The sequence below is a fragment of the Pseudomonas sp. 8 R 14 genome, assembly GCF_900005955.1.
Classification (GTDB): domain Bacteria; phylum Pseudomonadota; class Gammaproteobacteria; order Pseudomonadales; family Pseudomonadaceae; genus Aquipseudomonas; species Aquipseudomonas marginalis.
Window position 1 is genome coordinate 1 of the sequence record NZ_CVTH01000070.1, and the last position, 24391, is coordinate 24391.

General features: G+C 60.5%; 22 protein-coding genes. 4 read left to right on the plus strand and 18 right to left on the minus strand.

Features of this window, described 5'->3' with window-relative positions:
- Window positions 1-10: 10 nt before the first annotated feature.
- From gspE to gspG, 6 genes are all read right to left on the minus strand, one after another.
- Window positions 11-1429 (minus strand): type II secretion system ATPase GspE, encoded by a 1419-nt coding sequence (gene gspE, locus BFQ01_RS17735; RefSeq protein ID WP_065926278.1) that lies wholly within the window; start codon window positions 1427-1429, stop codon window positions 11-13.
- Between the two features lie 139 nt (window positions 1430-1568).
- A complete protein-coding gene (gene gspD, locus BFQ01_RS17740; protein ID WP_065926279.1) occupies window positions 1569-3893 on the minus strand; it encodes a type II secretion system secretin GspD in 2325 nt (774 codons plus the stop codon).
- Window positions 3890-4402, minus strand: a complete 513-nt coding sequence (gspM, locus tag BFQ01_RS17745; RefSeq protein WP_065926280.1) for a type II secretion system protein GspM — start codon at window positions 4400-4402, stop codon at window positions 3890-3892. The genes gspD and gspM overlap by 4 nt, the downstream gene beginning before the upstream one ends.
- The gene (gene gspL / locus BFQ01_RS17750; protein ID WP_065926281.1) at window positions 4395-5465 is read right to left on the minus strand and encodes a type II secretion system protein GspL; all 1071 of its coding nucleotides are present in this window, start codon (window positions 5463-5465) and stop codon (window positions 4395-4397) included. The genes gspM and gspL overlap by 8 nt, the downstream gene beginning before the upstream one ends.
- Complete coding sequence (gene gspK / locus BFQ01_RS17755) at window positions 5462-6340, minus strand: type II secretion system minor pseudopilin GspK (protein WP_083221209.1); 879 nt, start codon at window positions 6338-6340, stop codon at window positions 5462-5464. Before gspK ends, gspL begins: the two co-directional genes overlap by 4 nt.
- An 8-nt stretch (window positions 6341-6348) precedes the next feature.
- On the minus strand, window positions 6349-6798 hold the full coding sequence (gene gspG / locus BFQ01_RS17760; RefSeq protein WP_049708805.1) for a type II secretion system major pseudopilin GspG: 450 nt from the start codon (window positions 6796-6798) through the stop codon (window positions 6349-6351).
- A 148-nt stretch (window positions 6799-6946) separates the two neighbouring features.
- Between gspG and gspI the strand changes: the two genes are divergently transcribed.
- Entirely contained in the window at window positions 6947-7312 is a 366-nt protein-coding gene (gspI, locus tag BFQ01_RS17765) for a type II secretion system minor pseudopilin GspI (protein ID WP_065926283.1), read from the plus strand.
- Here the strand turns inward: gspI and BFQ01_RS17770 are convergent.
- A complete protein-coding gene (locus BFQ01_RS17770) occupies window positions 7299-7730 on the minus strand; it encodes a type II secretion system protein N (protein ID WP_027607547.1) in 432 nt (143 codons plus the stop codon). The genes gspI and BFQ01_RS17770 overlap by 14 nt on opposite strands.
- Window positions 7731-7823: 93 nt before the next feature.
- Between BFQ01_RS17770 and gspH the strand changes: the two genes are divergently transcribed.
- Together gspH and BFQ01_RS17780 are read left to right on the plus strand one after the other, a co-directional pair.
- Window positions 7824-8276 (plus strand): type II secretion system minor pseudopilin GspH, encoded by a 453-nt coding sequence (gene gspH, locus BFQ01_RS17775; RefSeq protein ID WP_065926284.1) that lies wholly within the window; start codon window positions 7824-7826, stop codon window positions 8274-8276.
- Entirely contained in the window at window positions 8273-8884 is a 612-nt protein-coding gene (locus BFQ01_RS17780; protein ID WP_065926285.1) for a type II secretion system protein GspJ, read from the plus strand. Before gspH ends, BFQ01_RS17780 begins: the two co-directional genes overlap by 4 nt.
- A gap of 279 nt (window positions 8885-9163) precedes the next feature.
- On the opposite strand, the gene BFQ01_RS17785 is transcribed toward BFQ01_RS17780, so the two are convergent.
- The 11 genes from BFQ01_RS17785 to BFQ01_RS17825 all read right to left on the minus strand — a co-directional run bounded on the left by BFQ01_RS17785 (window position 9164) and on the right by BFQ01_RS17825 (window position 23636).
- Window positions 9164-9664 (minus strand): Imm70 family immunity protein, encoded by a 501-nt coding sequence (locus tag BFQ01_RS17785; RefSeq protein WP_083221210.1) that lies wholly within the window; start codon window positions 9662-9664, stop codon window positions 9164-9166.
- Window positions 9665-9717: 53 nt separating this feature from the next.
- The gene (locus BFQ01_RS32360) at window positions 9718-10077 is read right to left on the minus strand and encodes a hypothetical protein (RefSeq protein WP_141691290.1); all 360 of its coding nucleotides are present in this window, start codon (window positions 10075-10077) and stop codon (window positions 9718-9720) included.
- A gap of 470 nt (window positions 10078-10547) precedes the next feature.
- Window positions 10548-11339 (minus strand): hypothetical protein, encoded by a 792-nt coding sequence (locus BFQ01_RS17790; RefSeq protein WP_065926287.1) that lies wholly within the window; start codon window positions 11337-11339, stop codon window positions 10548-10550.
- Between the two features lie 305 nt (window positions 11340-11644).
- On the minus strand, window positions 11645-11920 hold the full coding sequence (locus tag BFQ01_RS17795; RefSeq protein WP_065926288.1) for a YrhB domain-containing protein: 276 nt from the start codon (window positions 11918-11920) through the stop codon (window positions 11645-11647).
- Entirely contained in the window at window positions 11920-12306 is a 387-nt protein-coding gene (locus tag BFQ01_RS31670; protein ID WP_083221211.1) for a toxin glutamine deamidase domain-containing protein, read from the minus strand. The genes BFQ01_RS17795 and BFQ01_RS31670 overlap by 1 nt, the downstream gene beginning before the upstream one ends.
- 741 nt (window positions 12307-13047) lie before the next feature.
- Complete coding sequence (locus tag BFQ01_RS31675) at window positions 13048-13350, minus strand: hypothetical protein (RefSeq protein ID WP_083221212.1); 303 nt, start codon at window positions 13348-13350, stop codon at window positions 13048-13050.
- Window positions 13347-19346, minus strand: coding sequence for a two-partner secretion domain-containing protein (locus BFQ01_RS17805; RefSeq protein WP_065926290.1), 6000 nt, complete (start codon window positions 19344-19346; stop codon window positions 13347-13349). The genes BFQ01_RS31675 and BFQ01_RS17805 overlap by 4 nt, the downstream gene beginning before the upstream one ends.
- A gap of 21 nt (window positions 19347-19367) precedes the next feature.
- Complete coding sequence (locus BFQ01_RS17810; RefSeq protein ID WP_065926291.1) at window positions 19368-21062, minus strand: ShlB/FhaC/HecB family hemolysin secretion/activation protein; 1695 nt, start codon at window positions 21060-21062, stop codon at window positions 19368-19370.
- 423 nt (window positions 21063-21485) lie between these two features.
- The gene (locus BFQ01_RS17815; protein WP_065926292.1) at window positions 21486-22412 is read right to left on the minus strand and encodes a FecR family protein; all 927 of its coding nucleotides are present in this window, start codon (window positions 22410-22412) and stop codon (window positions 21486-21488) included.
- 37 nt (window positions 22413-22449) lie between these two features.
- The gene (locus BFQ01_RS17820; RefSeq protein WP_027607555.1) at window positions 22450-22995 is read right to left on the minus strand and encodes an RNA polymerase sigma factor; all 546 of its coding nucleotides are present in this window, start codon (window positions 22993-22995) and stop codon (window positions 22450-22452) included.
- Window positions 22992-23636, minus strand: coding sequence for a secretin and TonB N-terminal domain-containing protein (locus BFQ01_RS17825; RefSeq protein WP_065926293.1), 645 nt, complete (start codon window positions 23634-23636; stop codon window positions 22992-22994). Before BFQ01_RS17825 ends, BFQ01_RS17820 begins: the two co-directional genes overlap by 4 nt.
- Before the next feature lie 216 nt (window positions 23637-23852).
- Here BFQ01_RS17825 and BFQ01_RS17830 point away from each other — a divergent pair, with 216 nt between their 5' ends.
- Window positions 23853-24152, plus strand: a complete 300-nt coding sequence (locus tag BFQ01_RS17830) for a hypothetical protein (RefSeq protein WP_065926294.1) — start codon at window positions 23853-23855, stop codon at window positions 24150-24152.
- Window positions 24153-24391 lie beyond the last annotated feature (239 nt).

The following is a 24391-nucleotide window of genomic DNA, read 5'->3' on the forward strand; positions in this document are numbered from 1 at the left end:
TAGCGATTCATCAGGCGTCCCGTGTCACGCGCAGGATTTCTTCGGGCGCGGTGGCGCCGCTGCGCACCCAGCGCTCGCCGTCTTCACGCATGCTGAACATCCCCGCACGCCGCGCCGCCACGCGCAGATCCTGCTCGCCGGCGCCCTGGTGGATCAGGCTGCGCACCTCGTCGTCGACGCAAAACAATTCATGGATACCGGTCCGCCCGCTGTAGCCGATCTGGTTGCACTGCGCGCAGCCCACCGGGCGCCAGGTGCCGGGCGCGGCCGGGTCTTCCTGTTTGCAATGCGGGCACAGGCGGCGGACCAGGCGTTGCGCCAGCACGCCCAGCAGTGACGAGGCCAGCAGGAACGGCTCGACGCCCATATCGATCAGGCGGTTGACCGCCGACACCGCATCGTTGGTGTGCAGGGTCGCCAGCACCAAGTGCCCGGTGAGCGAGGCCTGCACCGCGATTTGCGCGGTCTCCAGGTCGCGGATTTCACCGATCATGATGATGTCCGGGTCCTGACGCAGGATCGCCCGCAGCGCCAGGCCGAAGGTCATGTCGATCTTGGCGTTGACCTGGATCTGGCTGATGCCCGGCAGGTCGTATTCCACCGGGTCTTCCACGGTGAGGATATTGCTGGTGCTCGCATCCAGCCGTGCCAACGCCGCGTACAGGCTGGTGGTCTTGCCGCTGCCCGTGGGCCCGGTGACCAGCACAATGCCGTGGGGCTGGCGGATCAAGGTGTCGAGGCGCGCCAGCAACTGCGGCTCCATGCCCAGGGTCTCCAGTTGCAAGCGCCCGGCCTGCTTGTCGAGCAGGCGCATCACCACCCGCTCGCCATGCCCGGTGGGCACGGTCGACACACGAATATCAATCGGCCGCCCGGCCACGCGCAGGGCGATACGCCCGTCCTGGGGCAGGCGTTTTTCGGCGATATCGAGCTGGGCCATGATCTTGATCCGCGACACCAGCGCACCATGCAGCGCCTTGCGCGGCGACACCACATCCCGCAACGTGCCGTCGACGCGGTAGCGCACCACCGAATGGCTTTCATAGGGCTCGATGTGAATATCACTGGCCTCGTCCCGCGCTGCCTGTGTGAGCAAGGCGTTGATCATACGAATCACCGGCGCGCCGTCCTGGGTGTCGAGCAGGTCGGTGATCTCGGGCATGTCCTGCATCAGGCGGTCGAGGTCGACCTCGTTTTCCGCCGCACCCACCACAGCGGCGGCGCTGCCGGTGTCGGCGTAGGCACTGGCGAGGAGGCCGTCGAGTTCGTCGTCGCGTACCTGCTCGAGGTGGGCCTGGCCGAACTGGCGCCGTACTTCGCTGATGGACCAGCCGGGGGTGGAGGGGCAGACGGTCAGCAGCATGCCGTCGTCGCCGGGGCGCAGGAGGATGCGTTGGGATTTGGCCCAGGCGTAAGGGAGAAGGCTCACAAGACATCTTCCTGACCGAGCGCGGTCCAAATGTGGGAGGGGGCTTGCTCCCGATGAGGGTGTGTCAGCCAGCCAATTTGAAACTGACCCACCGCTATCGGGAGCAAGCCCCCTCCCACATTTAGATCTCCACTCGAACTCATGGCCGTGCATTTCCAGAAACCGGCACCGCGCGAATCACCGCCCGCGGCCCCTGCTGCTGCCCACCCGGAATAGCCTTCTCCACCGCCGGCAATTGCGGCGCCTGCACATCCGGCATCGCCCAGCTGTGCTCCGGTTGCAACCCACCCTGGGCACGACGCATGAATTCATAGCGGTTCAAGGTAATGCTACGCCCCGCGCCACTGTCGCGAATAATGTAAGGCCGCAGGAACACCATCAGGTTAGTCTTGCTCACACTGCGCTTCTCATTGCGAAACAACGCCCCCAACCCCGGAATATCCGAGAGCCACGGCACCGCGTCATTGCTCTGGCTGTAGCCGTCCTGCAACAGCCCGCCCAGCACCATGATCTGCCCGTCGTCGAGCAGGATGCTGGTATCGATCGCGCGCTTGTTGGTCACCGTGCCCGCCGACACCGACGCCCGTGTGTCCACGGTGCTGACCTCCTGGTAGATATCCAGCTTCACCGTGCCGCCTTCGGAGATCTGCGGGCGTACATTCAGCTTGAGCCCCACCTCTTCGCGCTGCACGGTCTGGAACGGGTTATTGCTGGTGCCGCCGCCACCGGTCACATAGCTGCCGGTGACAAACGGAATGGTCTGCCCGACAAAAATGCTCGCGGCTTCGTTGTCCAGGGTCAGCAGGTTCGGCGTCGACAGCACATTGGTGCCGCCCTTGCTCTTCAAGGCACGGGCCAGCACCTTGAGGTCGAGCACCTTGCCGATCCCCGGAATATCCACAGTGCCATTGACCACGCCGATATTCAGGCCCTTGGGCAGCACATCAATACTGGTGGGACTGGTCGGCGTGCCCACGACACCGCTGCCGCCCAGGTTCACCCCGCCGAAGCCGCCTCGGCCCGCCAGGTTGCCGGCCTGCCATTGCACACCGAACTCGGTGGCATCGTCCTCGCCCACTTCCACGATCAGGCTTTCGATCACCACCTGGGCGCGGCGCTGGTCAAGCATGTCGATCACTTCCCGCAGGTTGCGGTACAGCGGGTCCGGCGCGGAGATCAGCAGGGTGTTGGTGGTGGCGTCGGCCTGGATGGTCACGCCGCCGGCGCTGAACGCGGTGTCCTGCTCGTTGGCGGTATTGCCATTACTGGTGCTGGTGCTGGAACCGGTGGCTTGCCCATAGCCCGACTGCACGCCACTGCCGGTGGGCGTGCCGCTGCTGTTCTGGGCATTACTCGTGCCCTGCCCGTTATTGCCATTGCCGCCCATGGCGCTGAGCTTGCCACGCCCATCATCGCTCACCCCGGAATCGCTCTCGCCGGTGAGCAGCCCGCGCAACGACTGGGCCAGCTTGGCCGCCTGGGCGTTGCGCAGGTACACCACGTGCATATTGCTGGGGTTGCTCTGGGCATTGTCGAGCTTGTAGATGAGGTTGCGTGCCAGCTCCGTACGTTCGGGGCTGCCGGAACGGATGATGATCGAGTTGGAGCGCGGGTCACCGACCACGTTGATCTTCTGGGTCTGGTCGGCGCCCTGGGTTTCCAGCAGCTCGGAAACCATGGCGGCGATGTCCACGGCAATGCCGTTCTGAATCTGCACCACATCGGTATCGATGGCGCTGGGGGTGTCGATGCCGCTGATGATCTGGGCGACCCGCGCAAGGTTTTCCGCATAGTCAGTGATGACGATGCTGTTGTTGCCGGGGTAGGCGTTGATCGGGTTGTTCGGCGACACGATGGGACGCAGCACCGGGATCAGGTTCACCGCATTTTCGTATTGCAGGCGGAAGGTGCGCGTCTGCATGCCACTGCTGCCGGCACTGTAGATCGGCCCGCCGAGCAACTTGGCATCGGCCTCCGGCACCACCTGGGCCACGCCGCCCACATCCACCACACTGAAACCCTGCATGCGCAGCGCTGCCAGCAGCATGTCGTAGGCCTGATGGGCCGGCACCTGGCCTTCGCTGACCAGGGTGAGCTTGCCCTTTACCCGAGGGTCCACCAGGAACTGCTGGCCGGTGGCACGGGACAGCGCGCGCACCACCGCCTGGATATCGGCATCGACGAAATTGAGCTGCACCGGCTGGTCACCCAGCGGGTTGCGCGCCTTGACCGGCGCCGGGGCCTGGCCACGGACGCTGTTGGTCACCGGGTGCTGGACCCGCGGTTTCGGTGCTTCGTCGCGCTGGCGATCCAGCACGGTATCGCCGCTGCGCCGGGTATCGGCCAGGGGTTGGCCAAGCTCACTGTCCACCAGTAACGGCGTGGTTGACGGGCTGCTGCACGCACTCAAGGCCAGCAACAGCAACGGCGCGGCCTTGCGAAAAGGGAGGACTGACCACTTCATGAAGCTTCCTTAGCGCCAGGCGCCTGATCCATGCGAACGGTCCCGGACACAGTGCCGGCCGAGTTATCGACGGCATCCGCAGCACGTTGCAAACGCGCCTCGGACACCTCCAGGGAAAATGAACGGGCATTGCCCAGCAGCCAGGCCACCACGGCGTCGGCCGGGGCGTTGTCGAAGGTCAGGCGCCAACCGCCGGCGTCCAGCGCCTGCACCTGGTAATGCCCTTGCAGGCCGGCACTGTCCAGGGCCTGGCGCAACGCGGCTTCGTCGGCCTGGCGCGGCGCGGCGACGTCCTGCAACAGCACCTGCAAGGCTTCGGCCTGGGCGCGCAGCCTGGGGGTTTCGGCCTGCCAGTAGTCGATCTTTTTCAACGCCGGCTGCACCAGCACCAGCCAGGTCAGCAGGCTTGCCAACACCAGCCCGGCGCCGATCAGCAGGCGTTTCTCGCGCAGGGCCAGGCCGCTCCAGAACACCTGGGCCTGGGTGCGCAGGCGCAGCCACCTATTCATCGCCGGCCTCCGTTTTTTCCGTGGCCGGCGCCGGGCCGATGCTCCAGCCCTGCTCATCGCGCATGGCGGCAAAACCGGCCTGGGCCAACGCCGCCTGCCACTCGCCCTCGGCCGCCGGGTTGCGGCTGTCGGCGAGTAACGCCAGGTGCAAGGTGCCCTGCTCAAAGTTCAGGTTATCGACGCTGCCCACCATAAAGGGCAGGTTGCTGCCCGCCAGTTGCAGCAGGCTGCTGAAGCGTTGGCCCGGGTCGGCGGCCGCGCCGCTCTGGCGCGCGGCCAACTGTTGACGGGCCTGCTGCAAGGGGTTGAGCACCACCGGTAATTCAGGAAACGCCTGGCGCACCTGTTGGTTCATCAACGCCTTGAGCCGTTGGCCTTCGTCGACCTGGCGCGCGGCATACAGGTTGAGGCCGACGGTCCAGATGGCAGCGGCCAGCGCCACACAAGCCAGCGCCCTGCCCCATCCGGCACCGGAGGCTTGACCGAGGCGAGCATGCAAGCCCCAGCCAGGCACCGCGCCGCTCCAACGGTGCGCCTCCGCCACCAGCGGCACGTCGAGCACCTGCAACCCCAGCGGGTGCACAGCGCCCTGTTGCAGGCTGTCGCGGGTCAACAGATAGCCGTCGTCCAACGCCGCCGCCCCCACCGGCAACGCATAGGGCGCCGGGTACAGGCCGCGCAGCTTGAGCTGCACCTGGGCCAAGACCTGGCCCAGTCGCTCCAGCCCGGCCTTGGGCACCCAGCCCACCTGCACGCGCCCATCGCTTTCGCGCGGGCCGTGGGCCACGTGCATTTGTTCCACCGGCCCGAGGATCAGCGCCTGGGCCGCACAGGCCACCGCCGCCTGGTTTTTTGCTGCGGGCAATGGCGGCAGCTCCAGGCTGGTGAGCAGGCTGTCATGCGGGTGCAGAAAGCAGTCCACCGCCTGCCGGCTCTTGCCCAATTGCGCCAGGCTTTCCTGCCCCTCGGACACCACCACGCCACGCTCGATCCAGGCAAATTTCACCTGGCTTTCAGCACTGACCTGATCCAGCGGCGGCAAGGCAATGCGCAAGCGTTTCATACGCCCACCCGCGACCAGATCACCTTGGGCTCACGGTCTTCGGGGCGGTGCAGCAACGCGTCGATTGTCACCCGCCGGCGCTCGCGTCGCGCCTGGCCCTGGAGGCGAAACCACTCGCTGGTAATGCCCACTTGCACCGCTTCCAACTCCACCTGGGGCAAGTGCAGACGGTTGACGAAATCCCCACGGTTGATAAACCAATGCCCGTTGTCGCGCTCGGCCACCAGCCCGTGGGCCTGGGACAGGCTGAGCTGCGGCACCACCGCGCTGAGCACTTCGGCGCTGGCAGTGTTGCCGTTGACCCAGGTATTGCCGGGCAGCACGCTGACGTACGCCTGCAGGCGCTGCAACACCTCCGGGGTCAGGCCTTCGAGGCCACTGAGGTCGTCGAGGCTGCGCAGCATCGGGTATTTGGCGGGCTGCCCGTTCTGTTCATAGGAAGCAATCACCCGCTGGCTGATGCGCCGGCTCACGGCCGGGGCCACGCCCAGGGTGCGGCACAGGCGCTCGAAGCTCTGCAATTGCTCGGCGTCGGGCTGCTGGCGGTTAACCAGGTTGCGCAGGTTGAACTTGCCCTGTTCATCGTCTATCCGCCCCTCGAACACGCCGGCCTGGGCCCGCGCCCAAGGTTGGTCAAGGCGGGTCAGCACGTCCTTCTGGCGGGCTTCCCAGAGCATCTGCCGGCTGCGCTCAAGACCGCCCAGCAACAGCCATTGGCCCTGCACGCGCGACTGTTCGGCTTCCAGGCTGCGGGTGAATACGGTCTGGCGCGTGAGCATGCCGCCGGCGATCACCGCCACCACCGCCGCGATCAGCAAGGCACTGATAATCGCCATGCCGCGCTGCTTCGCCGCTGGGGGCGAATACCCTTTCATGGCGCGCCTTACAACTGCCAGGAGCCGATATCGGCATTGACGCCATCGCCATCCGGTTGGCCATCGGCGCCCAGGGAGAACACATCGACTTCACCGTTGGCGCCCGGATTGAGGTAGTGGTAAGGGTGGCCCCAAGGGTCGTTGGGCAAACGCTCGAGGTAGGCGCGCCAGTTATTGTTCTTGGCATCCGCCGGGCGTTCCACCAGCACTTTCAGGCCCTGGTTCATGCTCGGGTAAGTGCCGTGGTCGAGGCGATACAGCTTCAACGCCTGCATCAACCCGCCGATGTCCTGTTTCGCGGCGGTGGCCCGCGCCTGGTCCGGGCGATCGAGGACCTTGGGCACCACCATCGCCGCGAGGATCCCGAGGATGACCACCACCACCATGATCTCGATCAAGGTGAAGCCACGCTGGCCGCGAGGGCCTGGCAATGGGGATGTTAGGCGCGCGATATCCATCTCGACATTCCTTGGCTTGGGTACATTTCGTGGCGCAGTGTTGCAAGAACACATGTCAGTCGTATTGAAAATCCTCGGGAGTTTCGGTCGCCAATCGGTCAACTGCCGGCGCTAGTCTGCGGGCCTGTTTCCCGGCTTTGAGAACCCCATGTACGGCCGTCGCAAGGAGCAAGGTTTTACCCTGATCGAGGTGCTGGTGGCGCTGGCGATTATCGCTGTGGCGATGGCTGCTGCCATCCGCGTGGCCGGGTTGATGACCCAGGGCAACGGCCTGCTGCGGGACAAATCCATGGGGTTGCTGGCGGCGCAGAGTCGCCTGGCGGAGTTGCGCCTGGAAGGGCATTTGCGCGACGGCACAAAGACCTTCAGCTGTGACCAGGGGCGCTTGAAGCTGCGGTGCGAGCAGACCATCAGCCGCGATGGCCGCCTGTTTCAAGTCAACGTGCAGGTGCTCGACGCCAGCCACGAGGCGCCGCCGCTGGCCCGCGTGGAGACACAGGTCAGGGCCGAGTGAGCCGCGGCAAGGCCGGCCCATCGGGCAATTTGTCGAGGTTGACGCGCAGCTTCTCGCCGCCGCGCTCGATCTCGACTCCGTCGCCCTCGATGGCCGTAAGCCGCACGCCGGGGCTGAGGCGCTCGCCCAGCAGGAAACTGCGCGGCGGGCCGTCGTTGAGACTGAGGATCGCCACCGCACCGCGCGCCCCGGCCAGCACCCCAGAGACCTTGACCTGCAACGCAGCCGGCGCATTGGAAAACCATTGCAGCGCCGGGTTATCGCTGCGCGCCGCCAGCACCTGGGGCGCGGCCTGGGGCGTATGGGACTCGGCGGACGTCAGCAACAGCGGCGTCCAGACCGCCACACCGGCCAATGCCGCCAGCAACGCCACGATCTGTACACCGTGGGCCGGTGAGAAACGCAGGGTAAATGCCATGGGAAGGACCTCCTGTTTGTCCATGGCACCAGCCTACAGGCCAATTCGCACGTTTTTATTTCACAAGCTCACCAGCTTTCGAGGGGCCTACCGATGAAACAGCAAGGCTTCACCCTGATCGAGTTGATGGTGGTGCTGGTGATCATCGGCATCGCCAGCGCCGCCATCAGCCTGACCATCAAGCCCGACCCGCTGCACCTGCTGCGCAAGGACGCCGAGCGCCTGAGCCAACTGCTGCAAGTGGCCCAGGCCGAAGCCCGCGCAGACGGCCGCCCGATCACCTGGCGCGCCGACGCCAAGGGCTTTCGCTTCAACCGCCGCACCGACGATGGCAGCGGCGTCGAAGCGTTCCAGGGCGACACCCAACTGCGTCCGCGCCTGTGGGAAAGCACGCCGATGCACATCGATATCGAACCCCGGCAAACCCTGGTGCTCGACGCCGAATGGATCAACCCACCCGTGCGCATCGTGCTGTCCGACGGCCAACACAGCCTCAGCCTGCAACGCGACACCGCCGGCTTGATGCGCGTGGTGAGCCAGCCATGAAGCGCTCCGAACAAGGCTTCACCCTGATCGAAGTGATGGTCGCGATCATGCTCATGGCCGTGGTCAGCGTAATCGCCTGGCGCGGGCTGGACAGCGTCACCCGCGCCGACCAGCACCTGCAGGCGAGCAGCGAACAGACCGAAGTGCTGCTGCGCGCCCTCAACCAACTGCAGCGCGACATCAGCCTGCGCGCCAGCGTCGAACTGAACACCCCGGAGCCCTCAAAGAACAGTGCAGAAAAGCTCGATGGACCGGCGGCGGTCACCGTGCGCAGTTCCGACAGCAAAGGCTTTCGGCTGGACATCATTCGCAGCGCACCCATCGCCGGCGATGGCCTGCAACGGGTGCGCTGGTGGCTCAAGGGCGACAGTTTGTATCGCGCTGCGGCACCCGCGCGGGATCGCTATCCGCTGCCGGCGGCGAAGGATGGCGTGGTGGTGTTGAGCGGGGTCCGTGACCTGCAGGTGCGGGTGTGGGAGGCGGATAAGGGCTGGCGGCAGTTGAGCGGGAATCGGCGTGAGGATCCGTTGGGGCTGGAGATCAGTTTGGTGCGGGAGACGCCGCAGGGGGTGGAGAAGTATCGGCAGGTGGTGGGGCCATTGAGATAGCCGTCCCCCACTCGCGCTTCTCATGCTAGTTGTCGAGCGCAAGCCATTGCAGAGCAGTCGGTTCACTAACTGACCATCCTGAAGAACGACATAGTTATATCTTCCTGCGCCTTGAGTCAACTTTGTCTCTGAGATTAGCGTTGGAACACCTGTTGGGTGATCTGGAGATCACTCGGTCAGACCCCGTTTACCCCCCACTTAACTGCAGAAAGTGTGCAGGTAGGGTGCAAAAACACCGACGCAAGGCCGGTGCTAAATAAAAAATAGAATTTCTACAGATCAGCGACGCCAGAACGGTAATTCGTCAGAAGCAAGAGAGTTATACAAGTCTTCGGAACGATTCACATCAAAAATATAGTCAGGCGCGTCGGTAAATCCGATTCTCAAAGGGACGTACTCATTAAACTCTTTATAAAAAATATCTGAACATTCGACAGCATCAAAAATAATTTTGAAGAAGCGAGCAAAGATGTCAGCCAGAGTATTACCATTCAAAAGCAAACGAGTATTTTCCACGCCCACCCCGAAAGCGTTTATATCAAATCCATCCGCAGGAATGCTATTAAATTCAGCCCTTACACTCTCTAAATCCATCTTTAACTCAGCCAGTTCGTTTTTGCTTAAATATCGGCAACAAAGCTTCTCTGCAACCAAGGGATACTTGCTTCCTCTTTTGCCACCCTCAAGAAAAAACACAACTGACTTAAAAAAACAGTCAACGTCAGAGGCTGGACCTAAGACAGATATTGTCATTGCGGCAAGAACACCTACATTTTTCATTCTGCTTTAAACCTGATCAATAAGGGGCTGGCGCCACTTGCCTCCTATTGCACCTATGAATTCCCAACATAAACAATATTATTCGGAAGAGTCATTACCCAAGGCTCGCAAACAGAAGAGCAAAACACATCAATCCTTCTACCATCAGAAAGTGTAAAAGATGGATCTACTGGTTGATTCTGGGCGATCCACGACACACTTCCAACTGAAAGCCCTACCAACTCTTTAATACGTACACTTGCCTGTTCATCCCAACATGCAAACAACATATCTTCATCCTTAGACACCCTCCAGGCAATACTACTGCTAAAGCTCCAACCGTCTCCAGAAACGTTCAAAAAATCACCATCCCACTCAATACTATTAATACGAAGTGAGGAAAATGACATGACAAGCTTTAAAAAAACAAACATTAGTCCACCTACTCAATATGCGTTCTTTCTCTAATCCACTGTTTTATTTCGATTTTAGAAATACCTTTTGGTGGCTGTGGTGGCTTGCACGTTGTTGGATCTATTGGCCCACCATTAGCATTTTCAAACGAAGCCCTCTGAGGACTACGGCTATCTGCTTGCATGACACGGACACGCGAACCATCCGGCATCGTAGATTGCGTACCAACCAACTTTCCTACAGGTGTTGATGGATAACCCCCAGTCTCAAAACTGGCAATCATCTGAGATCACTCGGGGTCAGACTCCGTTTAATTTGAATCGAAAAATCTAGCGCTTCTTGACCATTAACCGGAGCTCGACTATTAACTGCATTATCGACTTTTCCGTGGTAGGGAGCACCTTCATAGTCCAATCGGCGCATGGCGCCTGCACTTTCACCGGCACCACCTGTCGCTTTTGCCCCAAATCGATTCGACATTACAAAAAGATCATACTATTGAAACAAAATCCGGCCGAGGTACTTTAGGCATGTTTTCGTATGCTTTCAAAACAGTTTGTAACGGTGTCAGAGCTTCATCGTTGTGCCAGTAGACAATCTTGAGCCACGTAGCTGCACGAATATATTGCCCACCGCCCAACCAAATTTTTTGCAAATTGGCCTGAAGCATTTTTCTACCAGCTTTAAAAAGTTCGTCTTCATTAAACTCCTGACGGGCCGTTCGATGAAGGCACAAAGCATAGCCAAAGTCTCGGGGCTTCAAAGCGCTGGATAGCAATATTTCTCTTTTGCCACTCCAACGTTGATACATCTCAATACCTGCCTCAAAGCCTTCGTCGTGTTCGCCGCTCTGATATGCAAAAGCCATGTAGTCATCCAGGCCAGTTTTGACAATATCATGCGTTGACCAAGGGCGTTTTTCGTAACGCCAGCGAGCTTCCTCATACACACGGGCCGCGCCCCATTCGCCTTCAGAATTCCAGCCCGTTTCCATCCATTCACCCAGAGCTTTTGCCCAGTGCAATATTGTCCTGTGAGCATTAATGTCTGGCCCGAATTCCTCGTCGTTTTCTATGGCCTTATCTATCCATTGCAGAGAGCGGGGAAGTACCGGTGCAATCTCGCCTTGGAGGCCAACTAGCCATGCTGAAATCACATCGGACAAATCAGACTTGGCAACATTCCCCATTGGCCGCTTTGGATCATACTGCGCCTCCAATTGCCATTTAAGCATTGCCTCTCTGAAACCATTGAATCTGGTTTTGACTGGGTCAAAGAGCATGAATTATCCTCAACAAGGGTTATTTCCGCAAAATTCCCGCCCTGAAGCAAGCTGTTAGCTGGAAAATCAAACTCAACATAGACAGAGCCTCTGGGTGCAGCTTCTTTAAAGTCGGAGATGCCATTAGTCGAAATAAAGGTTTGTACTCCAGCGCCTTGCACCACTTTATTTGTATTTTGCATCTGCACCCGCTCATCAGGAGACATCCACCTTCCTACACGAGTCGTGCTGACATCGTTGATTACCTTGGTTTCGCCAAGTTTTAACGGAGAACTGACTGTTGCTTTTGCACCGAAAAACCAATCTTATTTTTTTGACTTATTGATTACATAGTGATCAAGATATTCTTTCAGCGGCTTGGCGGTCCCTAAAATATGAAGCTCTCCAGTTTCCTTATCAATCAGGAATGGTCCGTTTCCAGCCAGTTGAGCCGACAGACTCCCTGTCTCCAAATACTCTTTAGATTGATAGCAAAAAAACCATCCCTCAGAGAACTCGCCCTCATGTGTTAGCTGCAAAGCAATCTCAGAGTCTTTCAAATATTCCTGAGCTCTTTCCAAAGCGTATTCGTAGGTAATCATTAGTTAGTTCTCAGTAGCTGCAATGTCTTAAAATCACTCTTATTTGCCGGCTTTCCAGTCTGCCCATCGAGATAACGAATAGCCCCATTCTGATTAACCACGTTGAATACATGGCCTGGCTGACCTGGACCATAGGAGCCAAACACAATCCCACGTGCGCCGTCCCCACCACCAATCATGTGCTGGGTGATGGTTTCGGGTGAAGACACACCGCTAAACTTAGCTCCATATTGCTTCTCCAGCACGGTCAACGGAACACCCTTGGTGGAGTTTATCGGCAATGCAGATGCTGGATTACCTGCCAGTGTTACATCAGTAGCAATTGAACAATTAACGCAGTTATGAGTTCGCCCAGCGTCTGGATAACCTGGATTGACGTTCCTTATTGAACCGGCAGTTTCGTCCGCAACCCCCGCCGCTTTTGCACCATTAAATCATGTTGAGTTCTCGTAGTTTTTTCTCGTTCACAAACTCCAACTCTCCACTACCCACCTTATAACTATCTGAGTAAGTGGAATGACCACAGACGTTACACTGGAAAGCAAGCAACCCGTTATATCTACCGATAAAAATTCGCATCCCGTCGGATAGACACCTAGGGCATTTCCTATCGACCTCAACAGTTATCAACTGTTCCAGTGTGTCACGTAGAAATCTCGCAATAGCCTCTGTCTCATTAGCTTGACACCCAAAAATTACCTTCTTCAAATGAGCTATATCGCTAAGTAGAAATGATGAAAATTCAACCGGCATTAAATTCTCATCAATGTGCGAAAACTCATCAAACCTATAGGTCGAAAACGGCTCAACCGTGAAGCATTTGTAGTCCCCCCTAATCCACGAAAGAACCACCACAAAAACCTCCCTTAAAGATGAATTCTCATCCAGCAGCGTCATAGCCAATTGAAGTTCACGCCATACATACACTGGGAGAGATGGCATTAGTTCGCTGCCTTAGCTGGGAAAGCTGTTATCAAACTGCCTGCCTTATCGGTAAAATTTGCTGCGCAATATTTTTCAGATGTCGTTATAGGACGTTTTTACCAAATTATTTTCCCAGTGAAAGGCTCGAGTCGAAATTACTTTCGACGCCCACACTAAATAGATACTCCCTTGACCTTGCGAAATCATTCTTTGCGACGGTAAACGGCCCTATCAACCCCAGACATATTAGGTAGACTTTCACTCCCAACGAAAATTTCCGACCTACACTTCAGACTCACCCCTTGATATGCAGTATATTGACACATGAGATCCTCTATCTCAGAAATATCATCCGCAATATGCTTTTCAAGATAAAACTTAATCAGCCAAACACCACTTTCACGGGATAAAACCACCATCCGGAAATTTGGAGTTATCCCACCCAACAATGCTTGACTAAGCATTAACACCTGAAAATTCCAAGCTTCTAATTCAGCATTATTCATTTCTGTATCCAATTAGGATTGGTGGGAACGACACTCGGGCTTTTTGTACCTTTGATGATAAAAACATTGGTTGGCTGGTTTGTTATTCCTACTCCAGCGTTAACATTAGTTCCGGTTACATTTTCAAATTTTACCACCGGATACCCTTGAGCATTCTTGCCCAAAATCTTGACCTGTCCTATGCGGTAAGCATCTAGTACCTTTTGTGCGTCATCAACACTGTTCAAAAAACCACCGCCTCCTCGGGCCTCAAGCTCGGGCCTTCCAGCGATATGTCTAAGTTGTTTCTGACTAATTTTGCCAGCTACCGTTGGAAAGTCATTAGGTGTTAAATCTTTTTTCGACCACGCCGCCACAGCCCGCCTATAAGCCACCACCCCCGCCGCAGTCCCCACCCCAACCGCCAGCGCGATCTTCAAATTGTCCGCAATGTCCTGCGCCTGAGCGTCGCTCAGTTCCCATTTCGCCTTGAGCGAATCGACCATCGCACCCACCGAGTGCTCGGTCGTGGCGGTCGCTAACATTTCCTGGAATTCGTAGTTGCCGTTGATAAGGTTCTGTACTGCTGCCCGGGCCTCAGGCGAGGCGTCGTCAGCGATATCGCGGATGGCGTTGAGGTTCGCCTGGGTGTTGGCGACTTCCATGGAGCGTGCGGCGCAAGAGTCGGGGTCGGCCTGGCAGCTGACTATCGCGTCAATGTCCTGCTGCAGGCTCAGTTCTATGAATTTGCGCGTCGCGTCTTCGATGCAGGAGGCGTCGGTGCATCGCGTTATCTGCTTGGCGGCTCGCTCCAGTTGGTTGTGTGACAGGTAGTTGTATTGCGTGGCGTTCTTCGCCACCCAACTGCCGGTCTCCAGCTTGGCTGCGTCCGTATCGCTCTGCGCCGCAGCCGCGAGCACGCCGACGATCTGCGAGCTCATGGTGAGCAGGTTGTCGTTGCCCTTGACCAAGTCATCCAGGTGGCCAACCAGCGCTTCGCTCGCCGCCGCAGCCAATGCGCCGGTTTTGAAGTCGCCGCCGGTGGCTTCTGCCAGCAACCCACCGACCATGGCGTGAATCACCACCTTCGGGGCCGAGCCGTCCACCAGGAGGTTTTTCGTGTAATCCCCGACCAGGTTGAAGCTGGCGGCCGCCAAGGTGTTGAACAAGGCATTTTTCAGCGCGTCACTGACACTGCCGCCCTGCCCCAGGGCTTTGTTCAGCAACACAGAGGTGCCGTTCTGCAGCGCCTGGTTGGCTGCGAACTGGCCGACACCGCTCCAGGTGCCCAGCGAGCCGGATGTAACAATTTTGCCTATGTCGGTCTGGGTGTGGGTGCCGGTCCATCGATCGAAATGGCCCACCGTCAGCCCCGCAGTGATCGCCGAAATCCCATAGCCCTTGATGGCATCGGACGCCGTCACATCCTTGAGAACCGCACCGAGATTGCCCCGGTTATTGACCACGCTGACGCCGGCATTGGTCGACGCGCCGGTGGCTACTGCACCGACCATGGCGCCGCCTACGCCGCCCCCCGCGGCAGCCGCCGCCATGGGCCCGATGACTGCCGACATCACGATGGCAATGATCATTTGCGAGGCGGGGCCCAGCCCGGAGTGGCTGTACTTGAAGCTGTCGTGGACTTCCCTGACCTGACGCCAGTCCACGTCCCCGCGTTGCTCTGCGTCCTTGAGCCAAGCCAATTGCGGGTCGGCCTTGACCATCGCATCGATGGACTGGGTGACGCTCTGCTGGTTGACCTGCTTGATGTCGATCTTCAAACCGTCGACGGCTTTGATCGCAATGGCGCCCCCGGCAACCAGCTGACTCTGGCGCAGCGTTTCGTCAGTGCTGCCCTTGCCCTTGGATGACACCCAGAATGCGTTGTTGTTGGTCTTCTCGTGGCTCTCCTGATGCAGGTCCTTCACCGCTTCGAAGGTCACCGCTCCACCACTGGTGATGGCGATGTCCGCAGCGCTTTCCAGCCTGGCCCCTTGATAAAGCTGGTCACCGCCGCTGATCAGGTTGAGGTTGCCGCCAGTGGTGACCTGGCTGCCCACCGCGCGCAGGTCGGTGACTTCGTCGCGTTGGGTCTTGAGTGCGCCGAAGCTGCCTTTTTTCTTGTAGTCATACAGGCTGTAGTCGCTGTCATTGGCACTCAGCAGCTGCAACTGCCCACCGGCCACCAGATACGCATCCTTGCCGCTGCGAACCTGGCTGGCGTGCAGCACGATGTCTTGCCCCGCACTAGCGGTAAGGGTGCCGCCGGCAGTGAGCTGGCTGCCCACGTGGCGGACCTGGGTGGTTTGCTCATGGACCCTGGCGCCGTCGCGTTTGCTGTTGACCTCATGATCGGTCTCGTTGGCGGCGGCCAATAGGTGGAGGTTGCCACCGGCGGCGACGGTCAGGTCTTTGCCGGCGTTGGCCTGGCTGGCCAATAGCGTGATGTCGCGCCCGGCGTGCAGGCTCAGGTTACCGGCGGCGTTGAGGTTGGCGCCGAGCTGTTCAGTGCGGCTGTGTTGGGTGACGCGGTGGCCGCCGTTTTCCGTGGTGCGGACCTGTTGGGTGTCGGTGACGGCGATGAGGTTGATGTCGCGCCCCGCACTCAGGCTGGCATCGCCAGCGCTGTTGATATCACCACGGTTGGTGATGTCACGACCGGCATTGAGCGTGAGTTGCTGTCCGGCACTGATCCGGCTGGCGGTGTCGAGATGGGTGACGAGGGTGCCGTCGCCCTGATGCCTGGCGTGGGCGGTGCGTTCGTTGATGATGTCGCCGCTCACGCTGGTGAGATCGATGTGACTGCCACGGATCTCACCGGCCATCGCATTGCGGATACTGTCGCTGGCCAGCAGGCTGATGCGGTCACCGGCGCTGATCGTGCCGCCATTGAGCAGGCTGCCATCGCTGATAGCGGTCAGATCCTGCGAGGCTTTCAAGGTGCCCACGCTGACGATATCGCCACCGCTGACCAGGTTGACATCCCGGCCTTGCACCAGGCTGCCGCCCCGCAGGTTATGGGCATCGACCGTTGCCAGGTACAGCACCGGCACCAGCACGTCTTCGCCCTGCACCTGGCGTTTTTCCATCCACACGATGTCGTGGGTCAGGGCCGCCACCTGCTGCGCGGTGAGGCCGACGCCGACACTCAGTTGCAGGCTGTCGCGGGCGCTGAGGCCGTTGTCCATCAGGTAGCGGAACTGTTCCTCGTCGCTCTCCAGCCCGGCGAGAAAGCGTTGCCCGGTCTTCGCCAGCACGGCGTCACGGATCAGGCGGCTTTCGTAATAGCCGTCCCCCAGGCGCCGCCAGGCTTCGTCGTTGTTGTAGCCGATCTTGTCGAGCAGGTACTGGGAACTGAGAAAGCTGGCAAGGTGGGTGAAGAGGGGATTGGTTTCAATCAGGTAGGGGCTGCCCGGATTCCTGCTGGGGATAAACAGCCCGTATTCACCGCTGGGCAGTTGGAATTCCGGCGGTTGGGTCAGGTCTTCGCTGAGGCGATCAGGGCTCAGTTCGAGGTCGTTGGGGTTGTGGCCTGTTTCGCCCGTCAGTTGCGCCAGGGTGTTTTCACGCAGGGTGCCGTTTTGCAGGTACTCGCTGGCCTGCAGGTTGAGGCTGCCGCCGGCTTGCAGGGTGGCGGCATAGACTGCGCGGCCATCCTCGCGCCAGGTCGTGAGTGTGCCGGGGTTGCTGAAGCCCTCCCCTGTCGAGCGTGCCTTGAGTTCGGCAAAGCGCACCGGGTCGAACGGCGCGTTGTTGAAGGCCGGCAGGTCGTGGAACTCCATCTGGTCCCACAGGGCTTTGTCGATGCGCCCGGGGGTGCCGATGATGGTGCTGGAAGTACCGGTCTGGGAGGCCGCGCCCTGGTTGATAAGGCGGTGGGCGGCGAGGTGCATGTCGCCATTGGCGGCGAGCAGGCTGTAGCGGTTTTCCAGGGTATGCGCGTCGATACTCAGGTGTTTGCCGGCCACCAGTCGCGCGGCCTGGGTGGAGTTGGGCGCGGCGGTTTCGCGCCAGGTTTCGCTGATATAGATGGTGCCGCGCTTGAAGCTGTCGTCGCCGTCGCAGTGCTGGCCGCAGACCCACTGGATGCTGCCGCCGACCAGTTCGCGTTCGAGGGCAAGGTGGGTGCGGGCGTTTTCGAACTCGCGGGCGTTGATGTGCAGGTTGCCTTCGGTTTCCACGCTGCCGGAGAGGTTACTGAAGCGCGTGCCGCTGAAACTGAAATCACCGACGCTGTAGAGATCACCTTCGAGGTTGCTGAAATGCTCGCCGCGCACGTGCAGGTCGCCGCCGCTGAACAGCAGGCCGGTGTTGGTGACGTTGGCAGTGAGCAGGAAATGGCCCTGGCTGCCGACGCTCCCATGGTTATTCAACTGAGCGGCATTGATCTGCATATGCCGCGCTGCACTGAGCACGCCGAGGTTGTGCAGTACATCGCGCACGCGCAGTTGGATGTCTTGACCGCTGAGGATCTGGCCGTGGTCTTGGGTGAGGTTTGATGCGCTGATGACGGCATCGCCTTTGGCGGCGATGAGGCCGGTGTTCTTCAGATCGCCATCGATCTGCAGTTGCAGATGGTGGTCGCCGAGCAGTTCGCCAGCGTTGGTGAACGTGCCGGCCGCAATACTCAGCTCACTGCCCGCCCCCACGATCTTGCCGCTGTTCTCGACAGTGTCGGCGACCAGGCTCAGATCGCCTTCGGCATGAATCGTCCCGGCGTGGTTGACGGCCTGATGGGCGACAATGTCCAGTTCGCGGGCGGTGACGACCTGGCCGTTATTTCTCAGGGTCTGGCGAGCTTCGATTCTCGCGCTGTCGGCGGCGATCCGGCCGTTGTTATCGAGGCTGCCGCTGGTGATTTCCAGGTGGCCACTGGCGTTGAGTTCACCCTGGTTATCCAGGCGCTGGGCCTGGATGGTCAGCTGTTTGCCCGCGATACGCCGATCTTCCAGGATGCCACTGACAACCTTGCCCTGGTTGCTGACCGAGGTGCCTTCCACGCTCACATTTGCGGCACTGGCCAGGGTTTGCCGCACCACCAGGTCGCCCTGGGCCTGCAGGTCGACATCCCCCATCGCAAAGGTCGGCCCCTGCAAGTCAATCGACTCGGCCCTGGCAGTGAGTGCGCCGACGCTGGTGGTGTGGGACAGGCTCAGGCCGCCATTGGCGTTGATCACAATGTCGCCGGCGGTGCTGGCCATATCGCCCGCCAGCCTTACGCCTACGCCCTGTTCAGTGCCCACCAGGCGAATCGTCCCGGCGTACATCCCGCCGAGTGCGCTGGCGTCGATGGCCAGTTGCGGTTTGGCCCGGCCATCCTCGGCATGGGCGTGGGCCTGCAAACTGTCGGCGCTGACATCGTTACGGCCGGTGATGACGGTGAGGTGGTCGGCATGCAACTGCGCATTCAGCTTGGCCGTACGGGTAATCAGGTCGAACTGGCTGACATTGCGTGCATTGAGCCCGGCGCCCTCCACCGCAATATCGCCGCCCTCTACGCGAAAGTGATCCAGCCGCCCGCCCTCGATCACTGGCTTGCCGGTGGTCAATGTCGCGCGAGGCGTATTGATAAACCCGCAGCCATTGCAGGTGATGCCATGGGGATTGGCGACGATCACCCGCGCGGCCTGCCCGGCCACCTCGGTGTAGCCACCCAAGTGGCTGCGGTTGCCACCGGTGACTTCGTTGAGGATCACGCTGGCGGCTCGCCCTTGCAGGCCTGGGTTGCCGAGGATCACACCCCCCAGTTGGGTGTGTTGCGTGGCCTGGGTGGCGTTATTGAGGATCAGCCCCTGGCTGCCGACGTTGTAGTCGGTGAACAGGTTATGGGACAGCCCGCTGCCATTGGGCCCGGCGATATTCACCACCGGCACGCCATTGGGTGCATGACCGACGCTGGTGCCAGGGCTGGCCGGGTCCACGCTCAGCTCTGCGGCGGCGGCAACAATGGGGTTGAGGAAGATGATTCCCGCCAGGCTCAGGGCCAGGCACTGGTGAAACGGGCTGCGCACGTCCATAGGCAAGGTTCCTTGTTGTTATTAGAAAAACAGCTCGATTCGGGCGTAGATCGGGTGTTCGCGGCGTTCAACGACGGCCGGGCGCTCCAGGGAACGGGCGAGCACCAGCGACGCCGCAAGGTGAGTGCCGCGTGCGCTGAACTCCCAGGCATGGCCGGTAAGGCGCCCGGCCACCCCGGGGTTATGCGGGCCGCGGCTGATCACACCGACGTCGTAGCCAAAGCCCACGCCCACTTCGTGCACCCAGGGGCGCAGCGCATCCCAGGCAACCGGTTGGCGCCAGCGCACCTGGCTGCGCCAGTAGCCGCCGCTGTTGCCCGACAGGTTCTGTTGCTGAAACCCGCGCACGGCACCAAGGCCGCCGACGCTCAGGCGTTGTGGTCCATAGAGTTCGTCTTCGGCGTGTTGGCCGGTAGCAAGGCTGTCGACACTCCAGTACTGGCCCAGCCAGCGAAAGGACTGCAAATAGCTGAGGGTCAGGGTGTATTTCTGATAGCGCGAGGTAGGCGCGCCGCGCTGCCTGGAGAGATCGCGCTGGGCGTCCAGGGCACCGATGCCCTGTTGCCAACCGGCATCGAGATTGAGAAAGGCATTGCCGATTCGGCGGCCATGGTTGAAGCCCAGTTGACGCTCAGTGATGCGATGGCTGGAGGTGCGCAGCAGCGCGTCTTCCAGGTAGTTGCGGGTGCGCAGATGGCTCAGGCCCAGGTTAAATGCCGTCTTGCCCAGGTTATCGCGGTGCAGCACGCGTTCGGCGCGCAACTGCTGGCTGGAGGTTTCACCTGACAGCGCAAAGGCAAACCCGGAGAGGTCGTTACGCGTGCGGTAGTAGCTTTGGCCGTGGCTGAAATTGAAGGTCCACCAACCATACGGCAGGCTGTAGAACAGGTTCTGGCTGTGGGAATGGCGCCAGCGGTCGCTGACGGTGTCGCGGTTGGCCCGCAGGTTCAACTGATCCGCCAGGCCCAGGGGGCTGTCCCAATCCAGGCCGATACCGGCCTGCTGGCGACCGGTGCTGGTATCGCCATGGTTGTTACGGTTGGCCGAGACGCGCCAGGGTTTGAAGCGCTCGCCTTTAAGCGTCACGCGACTGCCGCCCACCGCCTGCCCCGGCAGGACCTCAAGCTGCGGCTGGCGCGAGGGCAAGCGCGACAGCTGATCCACCCATTGCTCCAGCTCACGCAGGTCGAGCACCTCACCCACGGTGCCGGGGAAGGTCATGGCGGACTCCAGCGGGCTGGCCAGCGATGAGCTGTCGAGTCCTTCAAGGCGTCCTTCCACCACAATGATGGTCAGCTCGCCATTTTTCAGGTCCTGCTGCGGCAGGTAGGCGCGGGTGGTGACGTAGCCGCGATGCAGGTAATGATCAGTGAGACTTTTGAGCACTGCGTTGAGTTGAGGCACCCCCATGCACCGCCCCTGCCAGGGTTCCAGCAGCGCCTGCCGCTGGGCCGCCGACAGCAACGCAGCGCCTTCGACATTGATGCGCGTGAGGGTGATGCACTGGCCGTCGTCCAGCGGCGCGGGGGCGGTTGGTGCAGTGATCTGGCCCGGCAGGTGTTGCAGGTCCTCAAGGCGGCGACGCTGTTCCTCCAACACTTTTTGCTGACGTTCGCGGGCCAGTTCACGGTCGCCGGGCGACACGGTGGACGCGGCATAAAGCGGACCTGAAAGCAGCGCCATCCCCAGCAGCGCAGGTCGGAAAACAGCTGGCATCCCTTCACCCTCACACAGGTACTCAAATGGAAAGAGCACCCATGCTGCCGAGGCTGAAACGCTTAAGGAAAAGAGGAAAAGTTACAAAAAGTTCGGCGTTTTTGACGGCGTCGCCCTGCCTGTCACACAGCCGTTCGAGGACTGTCAGAGGCTTCCGAACAATGTAAGTCGAAGGAAGAAATCGGATAGGCAGTGAGACTTGAAAAGCGTGTTTCCTGGTTTTTTCATACGTTAAAAATCTCTTCCCCTACAAACAAAAGAGAAAATTCAGAGAAGATAAGAAAGGAGGTCTGTCAGAGGGGAAAGACCGGTCGCTCAGCCCATGAGCACACAGGCATACCTGAAAGCGACAGGCGCAGAACAACGGGTGATCGCGGCTCTTTTACAGCGTAAAAATCGGAGTTACCCGACGAGCGGCAGGCCTCAACTCAACAACACCACCCCACCCGGCAACTCCGTACACTTGGCCCCATACGCATCCCGAATCAACAGCGCCACCCCTGCCAACTGCTGCAGGCTGAACCGCGCCTGGACGCGCCGTTGGCCGAGTTGCTTGTTGAGCAGCACCAGCATCCCCGGGCGGTAGCGGTTGATCTCATCCACCACCGTGGCCAGGGTGGCGTTGTTGAAGACCAGCACCTGTTCGCGCCAGGCCACGACCGCCTGGGTGTCCACCACCACCGGTTCGCCCAGGCCGGCCGCGTCGTAGCTCAGTTGCCGGCCGCTTTCCAGGCGCACGCTGCGCCCGGCCACGGCCACCGACAGCCACCCCTCGATACAGGTGACGCACACCGTGCGGTCGGTGTTGCGCAGATTGAAACGTGCCTGCGCCGCGCTCACCGAGCCTTCTCCCGCCAGCACTTTGAGCGGCTGTGCCGAATGGGCGATCACTTCGACTTCGCCTTCGAGCAATTCAAGCCCCTGCCCCACTCGGCTCACGCGCGTCTGGGTATTGAGTTCCAGGCTGACCCCATCGCTTAACAGCACTTGGCGCTGTTCGCCGACTTCGGTGCGATAGTCCGCGGTGAGGCCGGCAAAACCACCGGGGGAGCCGACCTGCACCATGAGCATGGCGGCCGATGCGGCAATCGCGCCGCCCAGGAACGCTCGGCGCCCAAAGCTGCGCGGCTGAGAGACTTGCTCAAGGGCCGGGGCCAGTTGCTGCCACATCGCCTTGGCCTGCTCGAACGCCTGGGCATGCTCGGGGCTTTGCGCACACCAGGCCTTGAGCGCCTTGGCATCGGCCACGGTGGCGCGGCCCGAGGTCAGCAGGACCAGCCAGTCGCGGGCTTCATCGTGCAGGGGGCTGGCTGCGGAGTGCCGGGGGGCACAGAGGCTAAAAATGTTCAAGCGCGCAAATACTCACGGTTTTATCAGGGACTCGACTCTAAGACGGTTTTCCGGCCCCGGGACCGAACCGCTGGATCACTTTTCTTTCCAGGCGCTTGGCGCAGTGGCCCAGGGCGGCCTTGATTTCCTTCTCGACCATGCGCGTGGAAATGCCGAAACGCTGGGAGATTTCCAGGTGCGGGGCTTCTTCCAGGCGGGCGGCGATAAGGATCTTGCGGCGGCGCGCCGGCAGTTCGTAGAGCGCCTTGACCAGGGACTGGATTTCTTTCTGGCCGCCCACCACCCGTGACGGGTCCTGGGCTTCGTCGGCGCTTTGCAGCAGTTCTTCCACCTCGCTGCCGGTGAGCAGGCGCGCGTCGGCCTGGCGGCGGTCGGCGGCGATGTTCAAGGCCATGCGGTACAGGTAGGCATTGGGTTGCGCCAGGTTGGGCGGCACTTCCATGCGGTCGACCCGCAGGTAGGTTTCGTGCAGCACATCGTTGGCCAAGTCCTCCGAGCCCAGGCGCTTGCGCAAACGCACCTTGAAGTCGTCGTAGGAGGCCAGGAACAAGCCGACCATCGTACTGTGCCCGGTATTTTTCATCCGCCCCAGGCTCCGTTTGCTGCTGTGCATTCCATGCGCATTCCTGTGGTGTCGGGCATCAAAAGTAAAGTCACCGGTTGACGCAGCGAGCTCGGTGCCGGTCGTTCGACCCGCGTGGTGCCCAGGTTGCGTACCAGTGCTTCATCGCGTTGTTCGTCGCCGGTGGAGCTGACCAACCGACTGTGTTCGATCAGCCCTTGGGGGTTGACCCACACCTGTACCAGCGCGCGGAAACTGCCGGGCCGGGTCAGCGGCGAGCGGCACAGGCTGGCCTCGATGGCCTGCTGCAAGGCCGTGGCGTAGCTGTTGTTGATCCGTGCGGCGTTGCGTGCCGCCGCACCACGGGTGGCAGGCGGCTGGCTGACCGCGGGCAACTGCAAGGTGAACGCATCATCGCGTGCATAACGCGCCATCAGGCCACTCCCCGTCAGCAACATCGCCAGAGCCTCCTGCGCCGTAAAACGCCCGCGCACACTGATGGAACGCCGGCCCCGCGTCAGTTCGCGGTCGACCAGCACCGCCATTCCGGTGGCGCGGCTGTACGCTTGCAGTGCATGTTCCAGGTCCTGCGCCGGCAGGTTCAACAGCAGCAGCGATGACTCCGCCTGCGCGACGCGACCACCGGCCAGCAGCAACAGCAAGAGCAGGGCGCATACGGCGCGCCTCCAGCCCCCCTGTTCACCCCCTGCTCTGCATCGCTGCACGGCCGACGCGCCCTAGAAAACCGTCATCCTGAGGCCAATTTATGAACCTGATGTTACGGTGATAGCAAAAAAAACATCACGGTGACGAGAGGCCCGCTGCACTAGACTTGCTCACCTACCGGCCCATTCCTTCGGGCCCGCCAGGAGGCCTCGATGAAGCGCTTACCGATCCTCGCCAGCCTGTTGCTGTGCGCGGCCCTGCCCTTGCACGCCCACGCCGAAAACTGCGCCGACGTCTCGGTGGATGGCTACAAGGCGCCCGACTATGGCTGCCTGAGCCAGCAGATGGGCAACGACACGAATGCAACCAAAGCCGCGAAGAAAAACCGCGAGGCGCAAGGCATTGCCGTGGAAAAACGCCAGCCGAACAAGGTCGGCCTGGCCACCCCGGCGGCGACCAGCGTGCGCATGGGCAATACCTTCGGCACCTCGGTGAAACCACAGCGGCCTTGAGTTGTTCGATAACTGTTTGAGCAACACAGCACCCATGTGGGAGGGGCATAGGTATCTACACAACTTTGACTAAACGCTGTCCCCCCGGCAGATAGAGCTGTTGTGGTGAGCGGGCTTGTCGAATCGTCGCACCGCCCGCGCTGGGCTGCGAAGCAGCCCCAGGAAAGAAGAACGCGGTGTATCAGACACTCTGTAGAGGCTGGTTTTGGGGCTGCTTCGCAGCCCAGCGCGGGCGGTGC